The 14,505-nt window shown below is 29.5% G+C and carries 11 protein-coding genes and 1 riboswitch; of the genes, 2 read left to right on the plus strand and 9 right to left on the minus strand.

Features of this window, described 5'->3' with window-relative positions; translation table 11 throughout:
- The first annotated feature begins 45 nt into the window (after positions 1 to 45).
- A complete protein-coding gene (locus HSACCH_RS13250) occupies positions 46 to 471 on the plus strand; it encodes a hypothetical protein (protein WP_005490468.1) in 426 nt (141 codons plus the stop codon).
- A 140-nt stretch (positions 472 to 611) separates the two neighbouring features.
- Here the strand turns inward: HSACCH_RS13250 and HSACCH_RS13255 are convergent, their stop codons facing one another.
- The 6 genes from HSACCH_RS13255 to HSACCH_RS13280 all read right to left on the minus strand — a co-directional run bounded on the left by HSACCH_RS13255 (position 612) and on the right by HSACCH_RS13280 (position 9,048).
- Positions 612 to 1,544 carry an ADP-ribosylglycohydrolase family protein gene (locus HSACCH_RS13255; protein WP_235044024.1) on the minus strand — a complete coding sequence of 311 codons (933 nt, stop codon included), beginning with the start codon at positions 1,542 to 1,544 and terminating at the stop codon, positions 612 to 614.
- 45 nt (positions 1,545 to 1,589) lie between these two features.
- Positions 1,590 to 2,741, minus strand: coding sequence for a ribose-phosphate pyrophosphokinase (locus HSACCH_RS13260; protein WP_005490471.1), 1,152 nt, complete (start codon positions 2,739 to 2,741; stop codon positions 1,590 to 1,592).
- A 170-nt stretch (positions 2,742 to 2,911) separates the two neighbouring features.
- A complete protein-coding gene (mgtE, locus tag HSACCH_RS13265) occupies positions 2,912 to 4,261 on the minus strand; it encodes a magnesium transporter (RefSeq protein WP_005490473.1) in 1,350 nt (449 codons plus the stop codon).
- A 114-nt stretch (positions 4,262 to 4,375) separates the two neighbouring features.
- On the minus strand, positions 4,376 to 7,246 hold the full coding sequence (locus HSACCH_RS13270; RefSeq protein ID WP_005490475.1) for an AAA family ATPase: 2,871 nt from the start codon (positions 7,244 to 7,246) through the stop codon (positions 4,376 to 4,378).
- Positions 7,247 to 8,566: a metallophosphoesterase family protein gene (locus HSACCH_RS13275; RefSeq protein ID WP_005490477.1), complete on the minus strand. Its 1,320-nt coding sequence runs from the start codon at positions 8,564 to 8,566 to the stop codon at positions 7,247 to 7,249.
- 14 nt (positions 8,567 to 8,580) lie between these two features.
- Complete coding sequence (locus HSACCH_RS13280) at positions 8,581 to 9,048, minus strand: hypothetical protein (protein WP_005490479.1); 468 nt, start codon at positions 9,046 to 9,048, stop codon at positions 8,581 to 8,583.
- A gap of 135 nt (positions 9,049 to 9,183) precedes the next feature.
- A riboswitch (cyclic di-GMP riboswitch) is annotated at positions 9,184 to 9,260 on the plus strand.
- A gap of 45 nt (positions 9,261 to 9,305) precedes the next feature.
- Between HSACCH_RS13280 and HSACCH_RS13965 the strand changes: the two genes are divergently transcribed.
- Positions 9,306 to 9,587: a hypothetical protein gene (locus HSACCH_RS13965; RefSeq protein ID WP_005490481.1), complete on the plus strand. Its 282-nt coding sequence runs from the start codon at positions 9,306 to 9,308 to the stop codon at positions 9,585 to 9,587.
- A 94-nt stretch (positions 9,588 to 9,681) separates the two neighbouring features.
- Here HSACCH_RS13965 and HSACCH_RS13290 read toward each other — a convergent pair whose 3' ends face one another.
- The 3 genes from HSACCH_RS13290 to HSACCH_RS13300 all read right to left on the minus strand — a co-directional run bounded on the left by HSACCH_RS13290 (position 9,682) and on the right by HSACCH_RS13300 (position 14,460).
- The gene (locus tag HSACCH_RS13290; protein ID WP_005490483.1) at positions 9,682 to 10,038 is read right to left on the minus strand and encodes a DUF4870 domain-containing protein; all 357 of its coding nucleotides are present in this window, start codon (positions 10,036 to 10,038) and stop codon (positions 9,682 to 9,684) included.
- A gap of 282 nt (positions 10,039 to 10,320) precedes the next feature.
- Positions 10,321 to 13,752, minus strand: a complete 3,432-nt coding sequence (locus HSACCH_RS13295) for a pyruvate carboxylase (RefSeq protein ID WP_005490484.1) — start codon at positions 13,750 to 13,752, stop codon at positions 10,321 to 10,323.
- 219 nt (positions 13,753 to 13,971) lie between these two features.
- Positions 13,972 to 14,460: a hypothetical protein gene (locus tag HSACCH_RS13300; RefSeq protein WP_005490485.1), complete on the minus strand. Its 489-nt coding sequence runs from the start codon at positions 14,458 to 14,460 to the stop codon at positions 13,972 to 13,974.
- Positions 14,461 to 14,505: the final 45 nt, after the last annotated feature.

Raw genomic sequence — 14,505 nt, forward strand, 5'->3', positions numbered from 1 at the left:
ATATTGTATCCAGCATAATATTTATAGATGAGGTGAAAAACATAAATGCTTTATAATCAGGATCTTTATTATCTAAATTTGGGCAGAAAAGCAACTCTCATTTCAATTATTGGTTTTGTAATAGGAATTATTTTTGCATTTTCACTTTCTCTTTCAAAAATAGCAATTTTATTTACAGCTCTAATATTTTCTTACATAGCTCTTTCATCTTTTTGGGGAGCTCATAATTTAGCTAAATGGTTTAAAAAATATCGTTACAGAATGCCTCAATATTTATGGTATTTTCTAAATATATTTGTATATTTAGCAGGTATTATAATTGGTTTAATTGGATATGGTTTTATCGAACACTTTTTGTTAGTTTTGGCTATTGATCAGCAGAAAGAAAATATCGGTTTAATTTCAGCTCAAATTATTTTAATACCATATTTTGGTTCTAAATATGCAGAAAAAATTAATTATCATTCCTAAGTTGAAATTTTAGACTTTAAATGTACGATTAATTATAGTATGCCTGACATAAATATTTGCCAACAGAAGAAAAGGCCACTGGAGAATATCCAGTAGCCTTACATTTACAAGAACTTTTACCAACCCATTCCTAAAGAAAACTAATTATTTCCCTGCTGCTTAATTTTATATAATTTTTCAGCAATATCTTTAAGTAATGGATAATGAACTAATTTGTCAATCCATTTCTCTGGTATTGAATTGAAACCATAATATGAACCAGCCAACTGACCAGTAACTGCTGCTACAGTGTCTGCATCATCACCAAGATTAGCAGCTAATAATACTGCTTCATCAAAAGAATCAGTATTTAAAAATGACCAGAGACTGGCTTCTAAAGTATGTATTACAAAACCGGTGGACTTAATTTCATCCCTATGTTTTTCAAAAGAGCCATTTATTGCGCCAAGAACTTCATCATTTAAATTTATATCTAAAGCTGTTTCTTTGATAACTTTAATTTTAAAAGCTTCAACTTTAAATCTTGAATTAATAAATTGCTGTATTAAAGCACCTAAATATCTACAACTATCTATGGCCATTTGATTGTTATGAGTTGTTAAAGAACTTTTCCCAGAATATTTAACAGCCTCTTTAAAATCATTTCTGTAATAAATTGGTACTGGAGCTAATCTCATTAAAGATCCATTCCCAGCCGCTCTTTCTCTGGCCGGTGGAAGTTCCCCATTTTTCTCATAATGTTCAAGAGAATTTGCTGTAATATTCCCAATATCAAAACAGTTTCCAGTTGAACTTAAATAACCTTCTTTATACCATTTGATATACCTCTGCAGCTGATCTTCTAAATTAAAATCTTTTTCAGTCAAACTTTCTGCAAGGCAGAGTGCCATTGAACTATCATCAGTCCAATAACCAGCATCTAAACCATGTGGCCCACCTGCCCTCATATCAGTTAACTTTTCAAAAGTATCTCTTGCTTTAAATTCAACGGCAGCTCCTAAGGCATCTCCAATAATTAATCCAAAAAAAACGCCAAATGCATTATTTTTTATTTCTTTTTCTATTTTTTTCATAAGTTTTTTATTATCAGAAAAATTTTTATGCACTTTACTCACCTTTTATTTACCTACAATACTTTTAATTTTATTTGTTGAGTCTAAAATTGGACTTACTGAATCATCATAATTTACAGTATCAATAAGTAGTGAAATTAATTTAGACATATCAACTTCTTCAAACCATTCAGCATCTTTAAATTTCTGAGGTACATAAGTTAAATTAGTAGAGAATAATTTTTTAATATACCCTTCTTCATAGTATTTATTCATTTTTTCAATTCCATTTGTAAAGAAAGTAAATGAAACTGCAACATAAATATTTCTTGCATTTTTCTTTTTTAATTCTTTAGCAATATCAAAAACAGATCCACCAGAAGCAATCATATCATCAACAATTAAAATATCTTTGCCCTCTACTTCTGCTCCCATATATTCATGCTGAATAATTGGGTTTCTACCATCGATAATCTTTTTGTAATCTCTTCGCTTATAGAATAAACCAACATCAAGTCCTAAAACACTTGCATAATAAATTGCTCTATCCATAGCACCTGTATCAGGAGAAATTACCATCATTTCATCTTTATCAAAACAAATTTCTGCATCTACTTTATTCATTGCTTTAATAATTTGATAGGTGGAATATAGACTTTCAAAACCAGTTTGCGGAATAGCATTTTGAACTCTTGTTTCATGAGCATCAAAAGTAAAAATATTTTCAACACCTAAATTTTCTAACTCCTGTAAAGCCATAGCACAATCTAAAGATTCCCGGCTATTTCTTTTATCCTGACGGCTTTCATATAGCAGCGGCATGATAATATGAATTCTTCTGGCTTTTCCAGCAATAGCCGAAATTAAACGCTTGATATCCTGAAAATGGTCATCAGGACTCATTCTATTTTCGTGTCCAAACATATTATAAGTAACACTATAGTTACCTATATCTGCTAAAATATAAATATCTTTACCTCTAATTGTTTCTTTAAGAGATCCTTTAGCCTCTCCATTAGCAAAACGAACTATCTCACTATCAATGACATATGTATCTTTGATCTCTTCTAAATGATATTCGCTGCAGCTGTTAGCAAACTCTTCTTTTCTTCGCTCAACAATGTAATCATCAACTTTTTGCCCCAGCTCTTTACAGCTTTCGTGGACAATAATCCCCAGTTGTCCAAATGGTATCTTAGTTATTGTTTTGTCTTCCACTTTTAATATAGCACCTCATTTGTATATTATTTTTCTTCCACTAATATAATTTCAAGATTTAAATACAAATCCCTTTATATATTACAAAATAAAAGAAAGTTTATATATTTTTTATATTCTTACATTGACATTTTGTTCCAATTGCAAACCAATTAACTTATATTATTAACTTATATTAAATGAATCAAAAATGTTCTTGCCAATCCTAAGAAAACAAAGAACCCAAAAACATCTGTCACAGTTGTTAAAAATATTGCTGAAGCTAAAGCAGGATCAATCCCTAGCGACTGCAGTGATAGTGGAATTAAAAAGCCAAACATACCTGCTATTAATAAATTTAGAATCATAGCAAAGAAAATTATAATTCCTAAATAATAATTTCCATACATCAAATAAAGAATAAAACCTGTAACTAAACCTGTGGCCGCACCATTGATTATACCAACCATGGCTTCTTTAAATAGCAACATCCAATTGTCCTTAAAATCAATTTCTCCTAAAGCTATACCTCTTATTACAATCGAAAGTGTTTGAGTACCAGCATTTCCACCCATACCAGCAACTATTGGCATTGCTGCAGCTAAAGCAACAACCTGAGAAATAACATCCTCAAATATTGCTACAGTAAATGTTGCTAAAAATGCAGTTGCCAAATTAATGAACATCCAGGGTAATCTACTTTTAACAGATTGGAGTAGTGTTGTATCCGATCTTTCTTCTTCATCTACCCCGTGCATTTTATATAAATCCTCAGTATTCTCTGCCTCTATTACATCAATAATATCATCAACAGTGATAATTCCAATTAATATATCATTTTTATTTATAACTGGTATTACAGTTAAGTCATATTTTGCTACCTGCTGAGCAACTATTTCCTGGTCAACATCAGCGGTAACTTTAACAATATTGTCATCCATCAATTCTTCTAATATTTTATCATCATCAGAACTTAAAATATCTCTTAAATCAACACTACCAACTAATTTTTTTCTATCATCAGAAACATAAATAGTATCAATAATTTCTGTATCAGGGGCTATATTTTTTATTTTTTTTAAAGCCTCTGTTGTTGTTAAGTTTTTATTTAATAAGAGATATTCGGTGGTCATTATACCACCAGCAGATTCTTTGTCATATCCCAGCAGATTTTTTACTACTAATGCGTCATCTTGTTTCATGTGACGCAGCAATTCTTTGCGCTTTTGAATAGTTAACAAACCTAAAATATCAGTTATATCATCAGCTGCCATATGAGAAAAAATATCAATTATTTCTTGCGAACTTTTGCTTTTCAAAATATCAATTTGTAAGTCTTTTTCTGATTCTTCAAAGATATCAGCAAGATCTTCTGTTTCTAATAATTTAGTAAAATTGTTAATCTCTGAAGCTTCTAATTCTGATAATGCCTCAGCAATATCTATTGGATGATTATCTTCAATCCAATCTTCTTTAACATTTTTTTCTTGATTTAAATAGTTATTAATTTCCTCTTTAATATTATCAATTTTATTTTCCATCTGATCACCTCTATCATAAAATCATTTTTTTGAAATTATCAGAAAAACTAAATTGAAGAGTTAAATTATTTGCCAGAACAACCATTATAAAACTTCAATCTATAAGTTATATAATTAATATTTTAGATAATCAATTAATTTTTGTCGTTGACTCAGCTCAAATTTTCCTGATTCAAGCTTCCAATATTGAGCAGATTTAGTTATCTCCCCAATATATTTAACTAAATGTGGATGACAGCTTAAAACAAATATCTGGTGCTGCTTTGCTAAATTAACAATTATTTTAGCTGTATTATATAAATGATTGCTGTCAAAATTAACGAGCGAATCATCTAAAACAATTGGTAATTTAGGTTTTATTTCTTTAATTCTACTAATTCTAACTGATAAAAAAAGCTGTTCTAAACTACCGCGGCTTAGCTGATTTACACTATTAAACTCCTTACCATCAGCAGTAATAGTTTTAAACTCTGAACTTTCTAAGTCATCAGCTGTTTCTAATTTTTTATAATATTTATCACTAATTTTAGCCAGTATATCGGAAGCAGGCTTTAATAGTTCAGTTTCTGCTTTTTCAACCATTCTTGCTCTTAATTTCTTTAAAATAAAATAAACACTTTTATTGACAGCATATCTTTGAGCTTTTTTCTCTAAATTATTTTGAGCTTGATTAATTTTTGCTTGCGTATTTTCTATTTTTGTAGAACTAGAAAGAGCTTTAATATCATTTTTCAAAGTTGTTATTCTTTGCTCTACTTTATCTTTTTGTTTTTGCGAAAAATTCAAATCTTCAGTAAGGCTAATTTTTTCTTCTTCGACAGCTGCTAATGATGAAAAATTTCTGTAAAGCTTTAAAAAACTCTGATAATAATCTGCTGCTGGAGCTAATTTATTTAGGGTTTCTTTAATTTTATCTGAAGCTTTTAAAGTATATTCTAATTGAGATTTTTTATTTTGATACTCGTCTTTAATCTTTTTGTATTCAGTAGATTTTTCTGCCATTTTATAATAAGCATCTAATCTAATTTCAAGATTTTCTCCTTTTTTAAAATCATTCAAAAAATCTTCAATATCATTAATTAAATGGTTTAACTCTTGTTGTTTATCAGAAAAATCAGCAGCCATTTTTTTTAATTTAGTTAACAGTTCTAAATCTTTAAATAAATACTCTGCTTGCTTAATTAATTGATCAGTTTGTTCAATTTTTATAGTTTTAATATTGAATTTTCGATTACAATATACATCTGCTTTTTTAATTAAGTTATATATTTTTTCTAAATCAGTAATTATTTCCTCTTTAAGTTTATCGTTTTCTTTGTCATCTGTTTTTAATTTATTATATCTTCTTTTTTTATCTTTTATTTCTAAAAAATAAGATTTCAGATAATTAAAATTTTGATCTTCATCAGTATTTTTAATTTTTAATGATTGAGCAATGTTTGTTAATTTTTTTTCAGTTAGCTTTAAACTATTTTTTTTCTCACTTAATTTTTTCTTTAAAGAATTCAGGTTATTTTCCTTTTGAATTAAATTATTTTTAAGGTTATCTGCTCTTTCTTTTTCTAATTTAGAACTCTTATAATTAGAATTATAATATATAAAAGCAGTTAAAGCTATAACTAGAGAAAAATACTTAATTTGACTGTAGTTGATAAAGATAGATGATGTTAGTATAATCATTGATAAAACCAAAATAGAATAAGTTTTTTTCAAGATAGAAGCTGGTTGCTTATAATTAATATCAGTCAGCTCTGTTTCAGTTTTTTCAATATCGAGCTCTAATCTATCAATTTCAGCTGTGATACTCTTAATTTTAGATTTCAGTTCATCATTTTTTCTTAAATTATTATTTAAAGTTTCCTGATTTAATAAATCTAAATTAATCTCATCTAAGTTTGTTAAAGGGTTTTCCCAGTTAGAATTTAAATTATTACACTCTAAAATTAAAGCTTGATATTCAGTATTTATTTTATTATTTTGAGTACTAAAATTTTTAATTTTTTCATTTAATAAATCAACTTTTTGGTGATAATTATTAATTTCAATATTTTTTGATCTTATGAAATTCAAAAAGTCTGCTAAGGTATCACTCTTAATTGATTTAATTAACTCATTTTTAGAAGTCTGCAGTTCATCTTTCTTTAAATCAAGTCTTTGTTTATAATCAGATATTTTATCCAAATTTATAAAATTAATATTATTATTTTTTACTGTTGACTGTTCTAATTTTAGTTTTAAATTCTCTACTTTATTAAGAGTAGAATAATTGTTTTTTAAGAGATCCAAAATAAAAATTTTATCTTCAAGTTGGCCAATATTATTTTTTAGTTTTTTTGATTTTTCTTCAGCTTTTTTTAACTCTTCTCTTTTTTTATTAAATTCTTTTATTTCTAAAAGTGCTTGATCTCTTATTTCCTCTGCTTCTTTAATCTCATTATAATATGGTTTAAATGAAGCAACAGAAGGATCTCCCAAAATCCCTCCAATATTTTTAGCAGAATTAAAATATTTATCTGCAAGTTCGGGTACTTTAACCAATTCTGAAAGCCCTGCCCCCATTAGAACAGAATAAAGACGTTTTTCTTTCTTTTTCCCATCTGCAATTTTAGATAATTTTTGAAGTTCATTTAAACTAATTGTAAATAACTGCTGATAACTAAGCTGATCTAAATGATTGAAAAGTTCAGCAGATTCAATTTTATTTTCATCTTGGTCAATAACCTCAGGTGCAGCATAACCATTTAAAAATAATTTATAATCTTTATTTTCTCTTTCAATTTCAGTTTCAATATAATATTGATTGCTTGCTGGCGGAATAGAATTATTTTGAGGTAAACCATAGGGCAGATGACGCAATAATTTTAAAAAAGTACTTTTACCTGCTCTATTTTTACCACCAATAACTACTAGATTTTTTGAAATATCATTGAGATTCTGATTATTAAATATTCCAAAATCACGAATATATATATTTTTGTAAAACATTTAATCTCCGCCTTCTATTAATTCAGATATAATAATTTTTTCAACTTCTTCTAAAATATTTTTCTGCAGCTTTGAATCAGCATAAAATCTGTAGTTTGACCTGTCTTCTGCATTTTCATCTCCCTGCCAGATTTGACCCCATTCGGCAAGTAATTCCTGGTTCAGCTCATTATCAGTTAAAAGATCATTAATCAATTGATTAATATTTTGGTAAAGTTGACTGCTTTTTTTAAGTTCTTCTAAATTTTTTAATGGTTTAGCTGTTCTTAATATTAGAGAGTGAAGCCAAAGTGATGGACTTTCCCGGCTAAATTTGATCCTCATATCTTCCAGTAGAGTTTCTTCTAATTCTTCTCTGTTATCAGCTACATATTGATGGACAGGAGTTCTGCCCACAATATTTAAACGTATTACAGCTGCTTTAATTTTATATTTTCTTGATTTGTTATTAATCTTAATATTATTAAATTGTTTTTCTAATTTCTCATTTATCAATTGCTGTAATTTTGTAATATTATCTAATTCATTTTCTCTTTCTAGATCTACTACGATCTCTTTAAAAATAATAGGTGATAGGGGAACAAAATTTTCTTTTATTTTCAAATTAGAATCTACTTCTACTAATATGGCTCCTTTGCTGCCCTGTTCACTAATATTATGAGACTGTAAAGCACCTGGAAAATTAATAGAAGGGTCTTGGCTGAGCTTTTGATATTGATGTAGATGTCCCAGAGCCCAATAATGAATTTCATTTTTAGTTAATAATTCACTTTTATTAACTGGTACATAACGGTTATTATCCTTATTTAAGGCTGTATGTAGTAAGGCAATATTAAAAACAGATTTATCCGGCGCAGTATAATAATTATACATTGTTCTATTTTCAAATTTCTGCCTGTAAGACTGACCAATTATTCTAGCAGCCAGTTTATTATCTTTTTTATATTTTATAGTTTCGACTTTTTCACTAGAAAAATAATGTACATTTTCAGGTAGCTCAAAAACTTCATTTTCTATTCCCGCTGGATCATGATTACCAGATATAATATAAATTTTTATTTCATTTTCATTAAGGTACTGACACTGTTTTAAAAAGAATCGACTAGACTTAATTGATCTAGCTTCTCTATCATAAAGATCGCCAGCAATTAAAATAAAGTCAATTTCCTCTGCCACAGCTAATTCAACCAAGTTTTTAAAAGCCTGCTCAGTCGCGTTGATGAAAATATCTTTTACTTTACTATTTTTGGAACTATTACAGCTGAGCTTTTTACCTAAATGTACGTCTGCTGTATGAATAAATTTAATTGATTTTGACATTATAGCCTCCAAATTTAGCTGTAATCTCTTTCAGTTCTATTTTCCCATTTTACAAAAAACCAACTAAAAACAAAAATTTCTATTGTGAATTTAATAAATACAGCAAAATGTTCTATTAAGCTACTTTTAGTATAAATTAAACCTTCAATAGAACCCGGTATAGGTGCAACTGAACCAATTAGAGAAAATCCCCAGATTAAAAAAAATAGTTTTAACCATGCATAATCACTTTTAATAATTACATTATAAAAAGGATATAAAATAAATGCAAAAAAAGCACCTCTAAAAATCTGCCAAAATGATGCCATTCTGAAAATAGTCGACTTTGGAGATCGAAAATCAAAATAATCTCCTATATTAATAAAAACAGCATAATAATTTTGGAAATTTTTAAAGATAACACCAATAAAAATATAAATTAGTACATGAACAAGAATAAAACGAATTGTAAAATAGATAAATCTTTTAGATGGTTTTAACATTTCATTCCCCTTTTTCGTTAAATTTTATACTTGTTATTAATATTTCTATATAAAAGAATTAAATCCTGTAATTTATTTTAAATATAAATAAAGATTGACAGTTTAAAATATTAGGAATATAATTAATTATAGGAGAAAGTTTAAAAGCAAAACATTTAATAAAATGTTACGCAAAGCTATGGACCCACTAATTGGGCTGCCAGGCTGCCAGATCTCCTCTTTAAAAGTCTAGACTTTATTAAAGGGAGGGGTATCTTATGAAAAAGTTGAATATTTTGTTGGCAGTTTTTTTGGTCTTGGTAATGGTTTTTAGTGTTTCTCTTTCTGTCTTAGCATTAGCTGTTGATCCCGAACCTGGTCCTGAACCCGGTCCTGGTCCTGAGCCTGGTCCTGGTCCTGAACCTGAGCCTGATCCACCTACAAAAGGTAATAATGGTTTTGGTAATGGAGACCAAGATGCACCTGGAAATTCTGGAGGTCATAATAACGCAGAAAATGCTAATCCTCAAAGAGAATATCCTGGTAAATCGCAGCATTAAAAACAATAATTAAATTTCATAAAATAACCTGCAGTAATTACTGCAGGTTTTTCTTTTGAAAATATAATAAATATATTCCACTTTAAATTTTATTTTATTCTTTTTTTTCAAAACTTTCCCCGAAAATTAATTCTTCAGCTACATCACCAATAAAAGGTAATTTAAAAACTTCACCACTATAAGCTTTATACATCAGCAGCAACCAGAGAATTGTTCCAACAAATGTTATCAAAGAAGAAATCATAATTCCGATCACTGGAATTACTAAAATTAAAGAAGAGGCTATAAACAATGAAAAAAAGGTGATCAAGGACTGCATTGCATGAAAACGAACATGATTGTTTTCCTTTTCTATAAATAAAAAAATCAAACCCGTTACCCAGATACCTGCATAAGCTATAATAGACTCAACATTTTCATCCAGACCGAGACTGGTTTTTTTATGATACATAATTTTGAGATAATTATCTAATTAAGATAATATCTCTTCCCCCTTTCTCTCTAGTATTTATTTTTTTGAATTTTGTTTAACTTCTTCTAATATTATTTTAACATAATAAAATGATTTTAAAAAGCACTAACCATAATTAAAAAAAGGAAAACCCGCCTGTATTCTGATAAAGATAGTAGAATACAAGCGGGCTTTTTAATTAAATTATTATATTTATTTATTAAATTGTATATATTTTTACATTTTTATAGTTCTATAGTTTTAGTTATTCTAAAGTTTTAGCTATTCTAATTCTAAAATGAGCTCTCCAGATTCAAGTTGTTGCCCTGCTTTAGAATGAATAGCTGCCACAATACCATCAGCAGGCGCAGTTATATTGGTTTCCATTTTCATAGCCTCCATAATAACTAAACTCTGATTTTCCTTAACCTCTTCCCCTTCTTCTACTAATATTTCTACTATATTTCCGGGAAGACTGGCCCCTATTTCCATTTCATTTTTAGGATCAGCCATCTGTTTAATTGCAGAATCAGCTTTAGCTGTACTTGCTTCATCATAAATTTTGATTTCTCTTCTAAAACCATTAACTTCAAAAGCAAGTCTACGATAACCCTGGTCATCAACTTTTCCAATTTCTAGAAGTTTAACAACAAGAGTTTTACCTTCTTCAACTTTGATTTCACTAGTTTCTCCTTCACGCAGAGCATGGAAATAAACATCACTACCCATATGACTTAAATCACCATATTCTTCAAGATAATCTAAATAATCCTGATAAACTTTAGGATATAGTGCATATGCTAAAAGATCTTTTTGAGTTGGCTTAAAATCATAGTTTTCTTTTAGTTCAGCCTCTGCAGCTTCAAAATCATATTCTCCAAGTAGAGTACCCGGCCTAACTGTTATTGGGTCTTCACCTTTAAGAACAATCTGCTGAATATCTTCTGGGAAACCTCCAGGAGGCTGACCAAGCATTCCCTTAAAGTAAGCTTCTACAGAATCTGGAAAGGCCATATTTTTGGCTTTTTCACAGATATTATCAGGTGTTAGATCATTTTTAACCATAAAGATTGCCATATCTCCTACCATTTTAGAAGAAGGTGTAACCTTAGGTATATCACCTAACATAAAATTGACTTTACGGAACATTTCTTTAAATTCTTTAAAACGGTGACCTAAACCAACACTTTCTACCTGTGGTTTCAGATTAGAATATTGACCTCCAGGTATTTCATATTTATATATTTCTGCAGTACCAGACTTTAATTCTGATTCAAACTGAGAATATACTGGTCTTACAGCACCCCAATAATTAGATATTTTTTGAATATCTTCAATATGCATCTCAGGATCACGATAGGTATTAGTTAAAGCCGCTACTATTGAGTTCATTGGAGGTTGACTTGTTAAACCTGCCATTGTATTAAAGGCAGTATCCACAATATCTACTCCTGCTTCAGCAGCCATTAAAAGTGTTGCCCCACCATTGCCACTAGTATCATGTGTGTGTAAATGGATTGGAATAGAAATTTCAGCTTTTAAAGCTTTAATTAATTCATAAGCAGCATAAGGTTTTAAAAGACCTGCCATATCTTTAATTCCCAAGATATGAGCACCCATTTCTTCTATACCTTTAGCTAATTCCAAATAATAATCTAAATCATATTTTTCTCTTTTATCATCTAGTATATCTCCAGTATAACACATTGAAACTTCTGCAATTTTACCCTGTTTAACTACCTCGTCTACAGAAATTTCCATACCAGGCAGCCAGTTTAAAGAATCAAAAATTCTAAAAACATCAATTCCTGCCTCTGCAGATTCTGCTACTAGATTTCGGATTACATTATCCGGATAGTTTTTATATCCCACACCATTTGATCCTCTTAACAGCATCTGAAATAAAATATTTGGTATTCTTTCTCTTAACCTCTCAATTCTTTCCCAGGGAGATTCTTTAAGAAATCTGTAAGAAACATCAAAGGTTGCTCCTCCCCACATTTCAAGTGAGAATAAGTTTTTAGCTAAATGAGAAGTAGCTTCTGCAATTTTCTCCATATCAACTGTTCTCATTCGAGTTGCCATTAGAGACTGATGAGCATCCCTGTATGTTGTATCAGTTATAAGAATTTCCTCTTTATTTTTAATCCACTCTACAACAGCTTCTGGACCACCCTCGTCTAATATTTGTTTTGTACCTTCTAGACCATCTATTTTCTCAAAATCAGGTACTTTAGGTACATCAAAGTCAGGTTTATGACCTCTAGTTTCATTAACAATTTTTTCTCCTAAATAGCTTAAGATCTTCTGTTCTTGATCAGAACCCGGTTTAATATCAAGTAATTCAGGGTTATTAGCAATAAATCCGGTATCACATATTCCTTTTTTAAAGTCTTCGTGGTTTAAAACATTGATTAAAAATGAGGCATTAGTTTTTACACCGCGTACTTTCATTTCTTCAACTGAACGCATTGCTTTACGAATTGCGTCTGGGAAAGTTCTAGACCAGGATATTGTTTTAACCAATAAACTATCGTAATATGGATTAATTACAGCTCCAGTGTATCCATTACCTCCATCAAGTCTTATTCCATAACCTGAACCTGTACGATAATGATCCAAACGTCCTGTATCAGGAATAAAGTTATTAGCAGGATCTTCAGTTGTAACTCTGCACTGAATAGAATATCCATTTACCTTAATAGACTCCTGAGAAGGTATATTAATCTCTTCAGAATCCAATTTGTATCCTTCAGCAACTAAAACCTGACTTTGTACAATATCAATTCCAGTTACCATTTCACTAACAGTATGTTCTACCTGAATTCTTGGATTAACTTCAATAAAATAATGATTATTATATTTATCCACTAAAAATTCTACCGTACCAGCATTTTTATAACCAGCGCCTTCACATAACTTTAAAGCATCCTGTAAAATTTCTTGGCGTTTTTCATCACTTAAGGCAACAGCAGGTGTGAATTCAACAATTTTTTGATGACGCCTCTGAATAGAACAATCCCTTTCAAAAAGATGGACAAGATTACCATGCTCATCTCCAAGAATCTGAACTTCTATATGTTTTGGGTTTTCAAGATATCTTTCAACAAAAATATCATCAACACCAAAAGCTTTACGGGCCTCTTCTCTAGCATCTCTGAACTGAGAAATCAATTCATCGTCAGATCGAACTATCCTCATACCTCTACCGCCACCACCAGCGGCAGCTTTGAGCATTAAAGGATACCCATGTTTATCAGCAAACGTTTTAATCTCGTCTTCTTTTTTAATTGGTTTTTCCAAACCTGGAATTGTTGGCACTCCAAATTCCTGTGCCAGAATTTTAGACTTAATTTTATCACCTAACTTCTCCATTACTTCAGCATTAGGTCCAATAAACTTAATTCCAGCCGCTTCACACTGACGAACAAACTCAGGATTTTCAGACAAAAATCCATAGCCAGGATGTATTGCATCGACATCTTTTTTAAGTGCTAAATCAATAATTTCATCAATTGCCAGATAAGCCTCAATTGGTCCTTTGTTATTTCCAATTTGATATGCTTCATCTGCTTTTGTTCTAAAGAGAGCTGTTCTATCCTCCTCAGAATAAATTGCTACAGTTCTAATGCCCAACTCCTTGCAGGCTCTAATTACTCTAATTGCTATTTCTCCTCGATTCGCCACTAAAACTCTCTTAAATTTTTTCGGCATTCTTTAATCTCCCTTCTTTAATCCTTTAATAATATAAAGTATTTATATTTAATAAAATTCTACCCCATGATGAAAAGGTAGAAATTATTAATAAATTATTTTCGACAGAAAAACTGTCTAAGTTCTGTATAAAACCTAGTAATTTGCTTATATTCTTTTTTATTATACCATAATTAAATATTAATATCTAATCAATATATATATTTTCAATCTTTAGAATTATCTATTATTTCCTCTAAAGTATATAAAAAGACCTCCAAGAATGATTAAAATGATTGGAATTATATAATTTAAATAATTTAAATTCTGCATAAACTGACTATTATCTAAAAAAATGACAAGAGTCCCAAAAAATATTAAGGCTCCTGCTGGATAAAGAGGCCAATCCCAATTTTCGAAAGCACTGCTGTGAAATAAAATAATTAAAAATGCTAATCCAAGTAATATAAAAAAAACGCCACCACCAAGGTTATTGATAAAATCAAATCTCTGGAGATCTGAAGATAATGCGATAGAGGCTAAAATTGAAGCAGATATTAAAAACCCTATATTTCTGAAATGTTCTCTAGCTCCCAGCATAATATAAGTTATTAAAAAACCTAAACTTAAAAGATAAAGAAAAATATTATCGCTGACTAAACTAAAAGTGTTGAGCAGCATAAAAACTCCAATTGTAATTAACAAAATCCCTAATTTTAGTTTATTCATGCTTTCACCCCCAAATTAGATTACATAGTTCAATTATAACAAAAA

It is taken from the genome of Halanaerobium saccharolyticum subsp. saccharolyticum DSM 6643, assembly GCF_000350165.1.
Classification (GTDB): Bacteria; Bacillota; Halanaerobiia; order Halanaerobiales; family Halanaerobiaceae; genus Halanaerobium; species Halanaerobium saccharolyticum.

Excerpts from the sequence above, each read along its gene's own strand:
- HSACCH_RS13270 (WP_005490475.1), bottom strand. The coding sequence starts at position 7,246 with ATGTTTTACAAAAATATATATATTCGTGATTTTGGAATATTTAATAAT.
- HSACCH_RS13275 (WP_005490477.1), bottom strand. The coding sequence starts at position 8,566 with ATGTCAAAATCAATTAAATTTATTCATACAGCAGACGTACATTTAGGT.
- HSACCH_RS13295 (WP_005490484.1), bottom strand. The coding sequence starts at position 13,752 with ATGCCGAAAAAATTTAAGAGAGTTTTAGTGGCGAATCGAGGAGAAATA.
- HSACCH_RS13280 (WP_005490479.1), bottom strand. The coding sequence starts at position 9,048 with ATGTTAAAACCATCTAAAAGATTTATCTATTTTACAATTCGTTTTATT.
- HSACCH_RS13965 (WP_005490481.1), top strand. The coding sequence starts at position 9,306 with ATGAAAAAGTTGAATATTTTGTTGGCAGTTTTTTTGGTCTTGGTAATG.
- HSACCH_RS13250 (WP_005490468.1), top strand. The coding sequence starts at position 46 with ATGCTTTATAATCAGGATCTTTATTATCTAAATTTGGGCAGAAAAGCA.
- HSACCH_RS13255 (WP_235044024.1), bottom strand. The coding sequence starts at position 1,544 with ATGAAAAAAATAGAAAAAGAAATAAAAAATAATGCATTTGGCGTTTTT.
- mgtE (WP_005490473.1), bottom strand. The coding sequence starts at position 4,261 with ATGGAAAATAAAATTGATAATATTAAAGAGGAAATTAATAACTATTTA.
- HSACCH_RS13300 (WP_005490485.1), bottom strand. The coding sequence starts at position 14,460 with ATGAATAAACTAAAATTAGGGATTTTGTTAATTACAATTGGAGTTTTT.
- HSACCH_RS13290 (WP_005490483.1), bottom strand. The coding sequence starts at position 10,038 with ATGTATCATAAAAAAACCAGTCTCGGTCTGGATGAAAATGTTGAGTCT.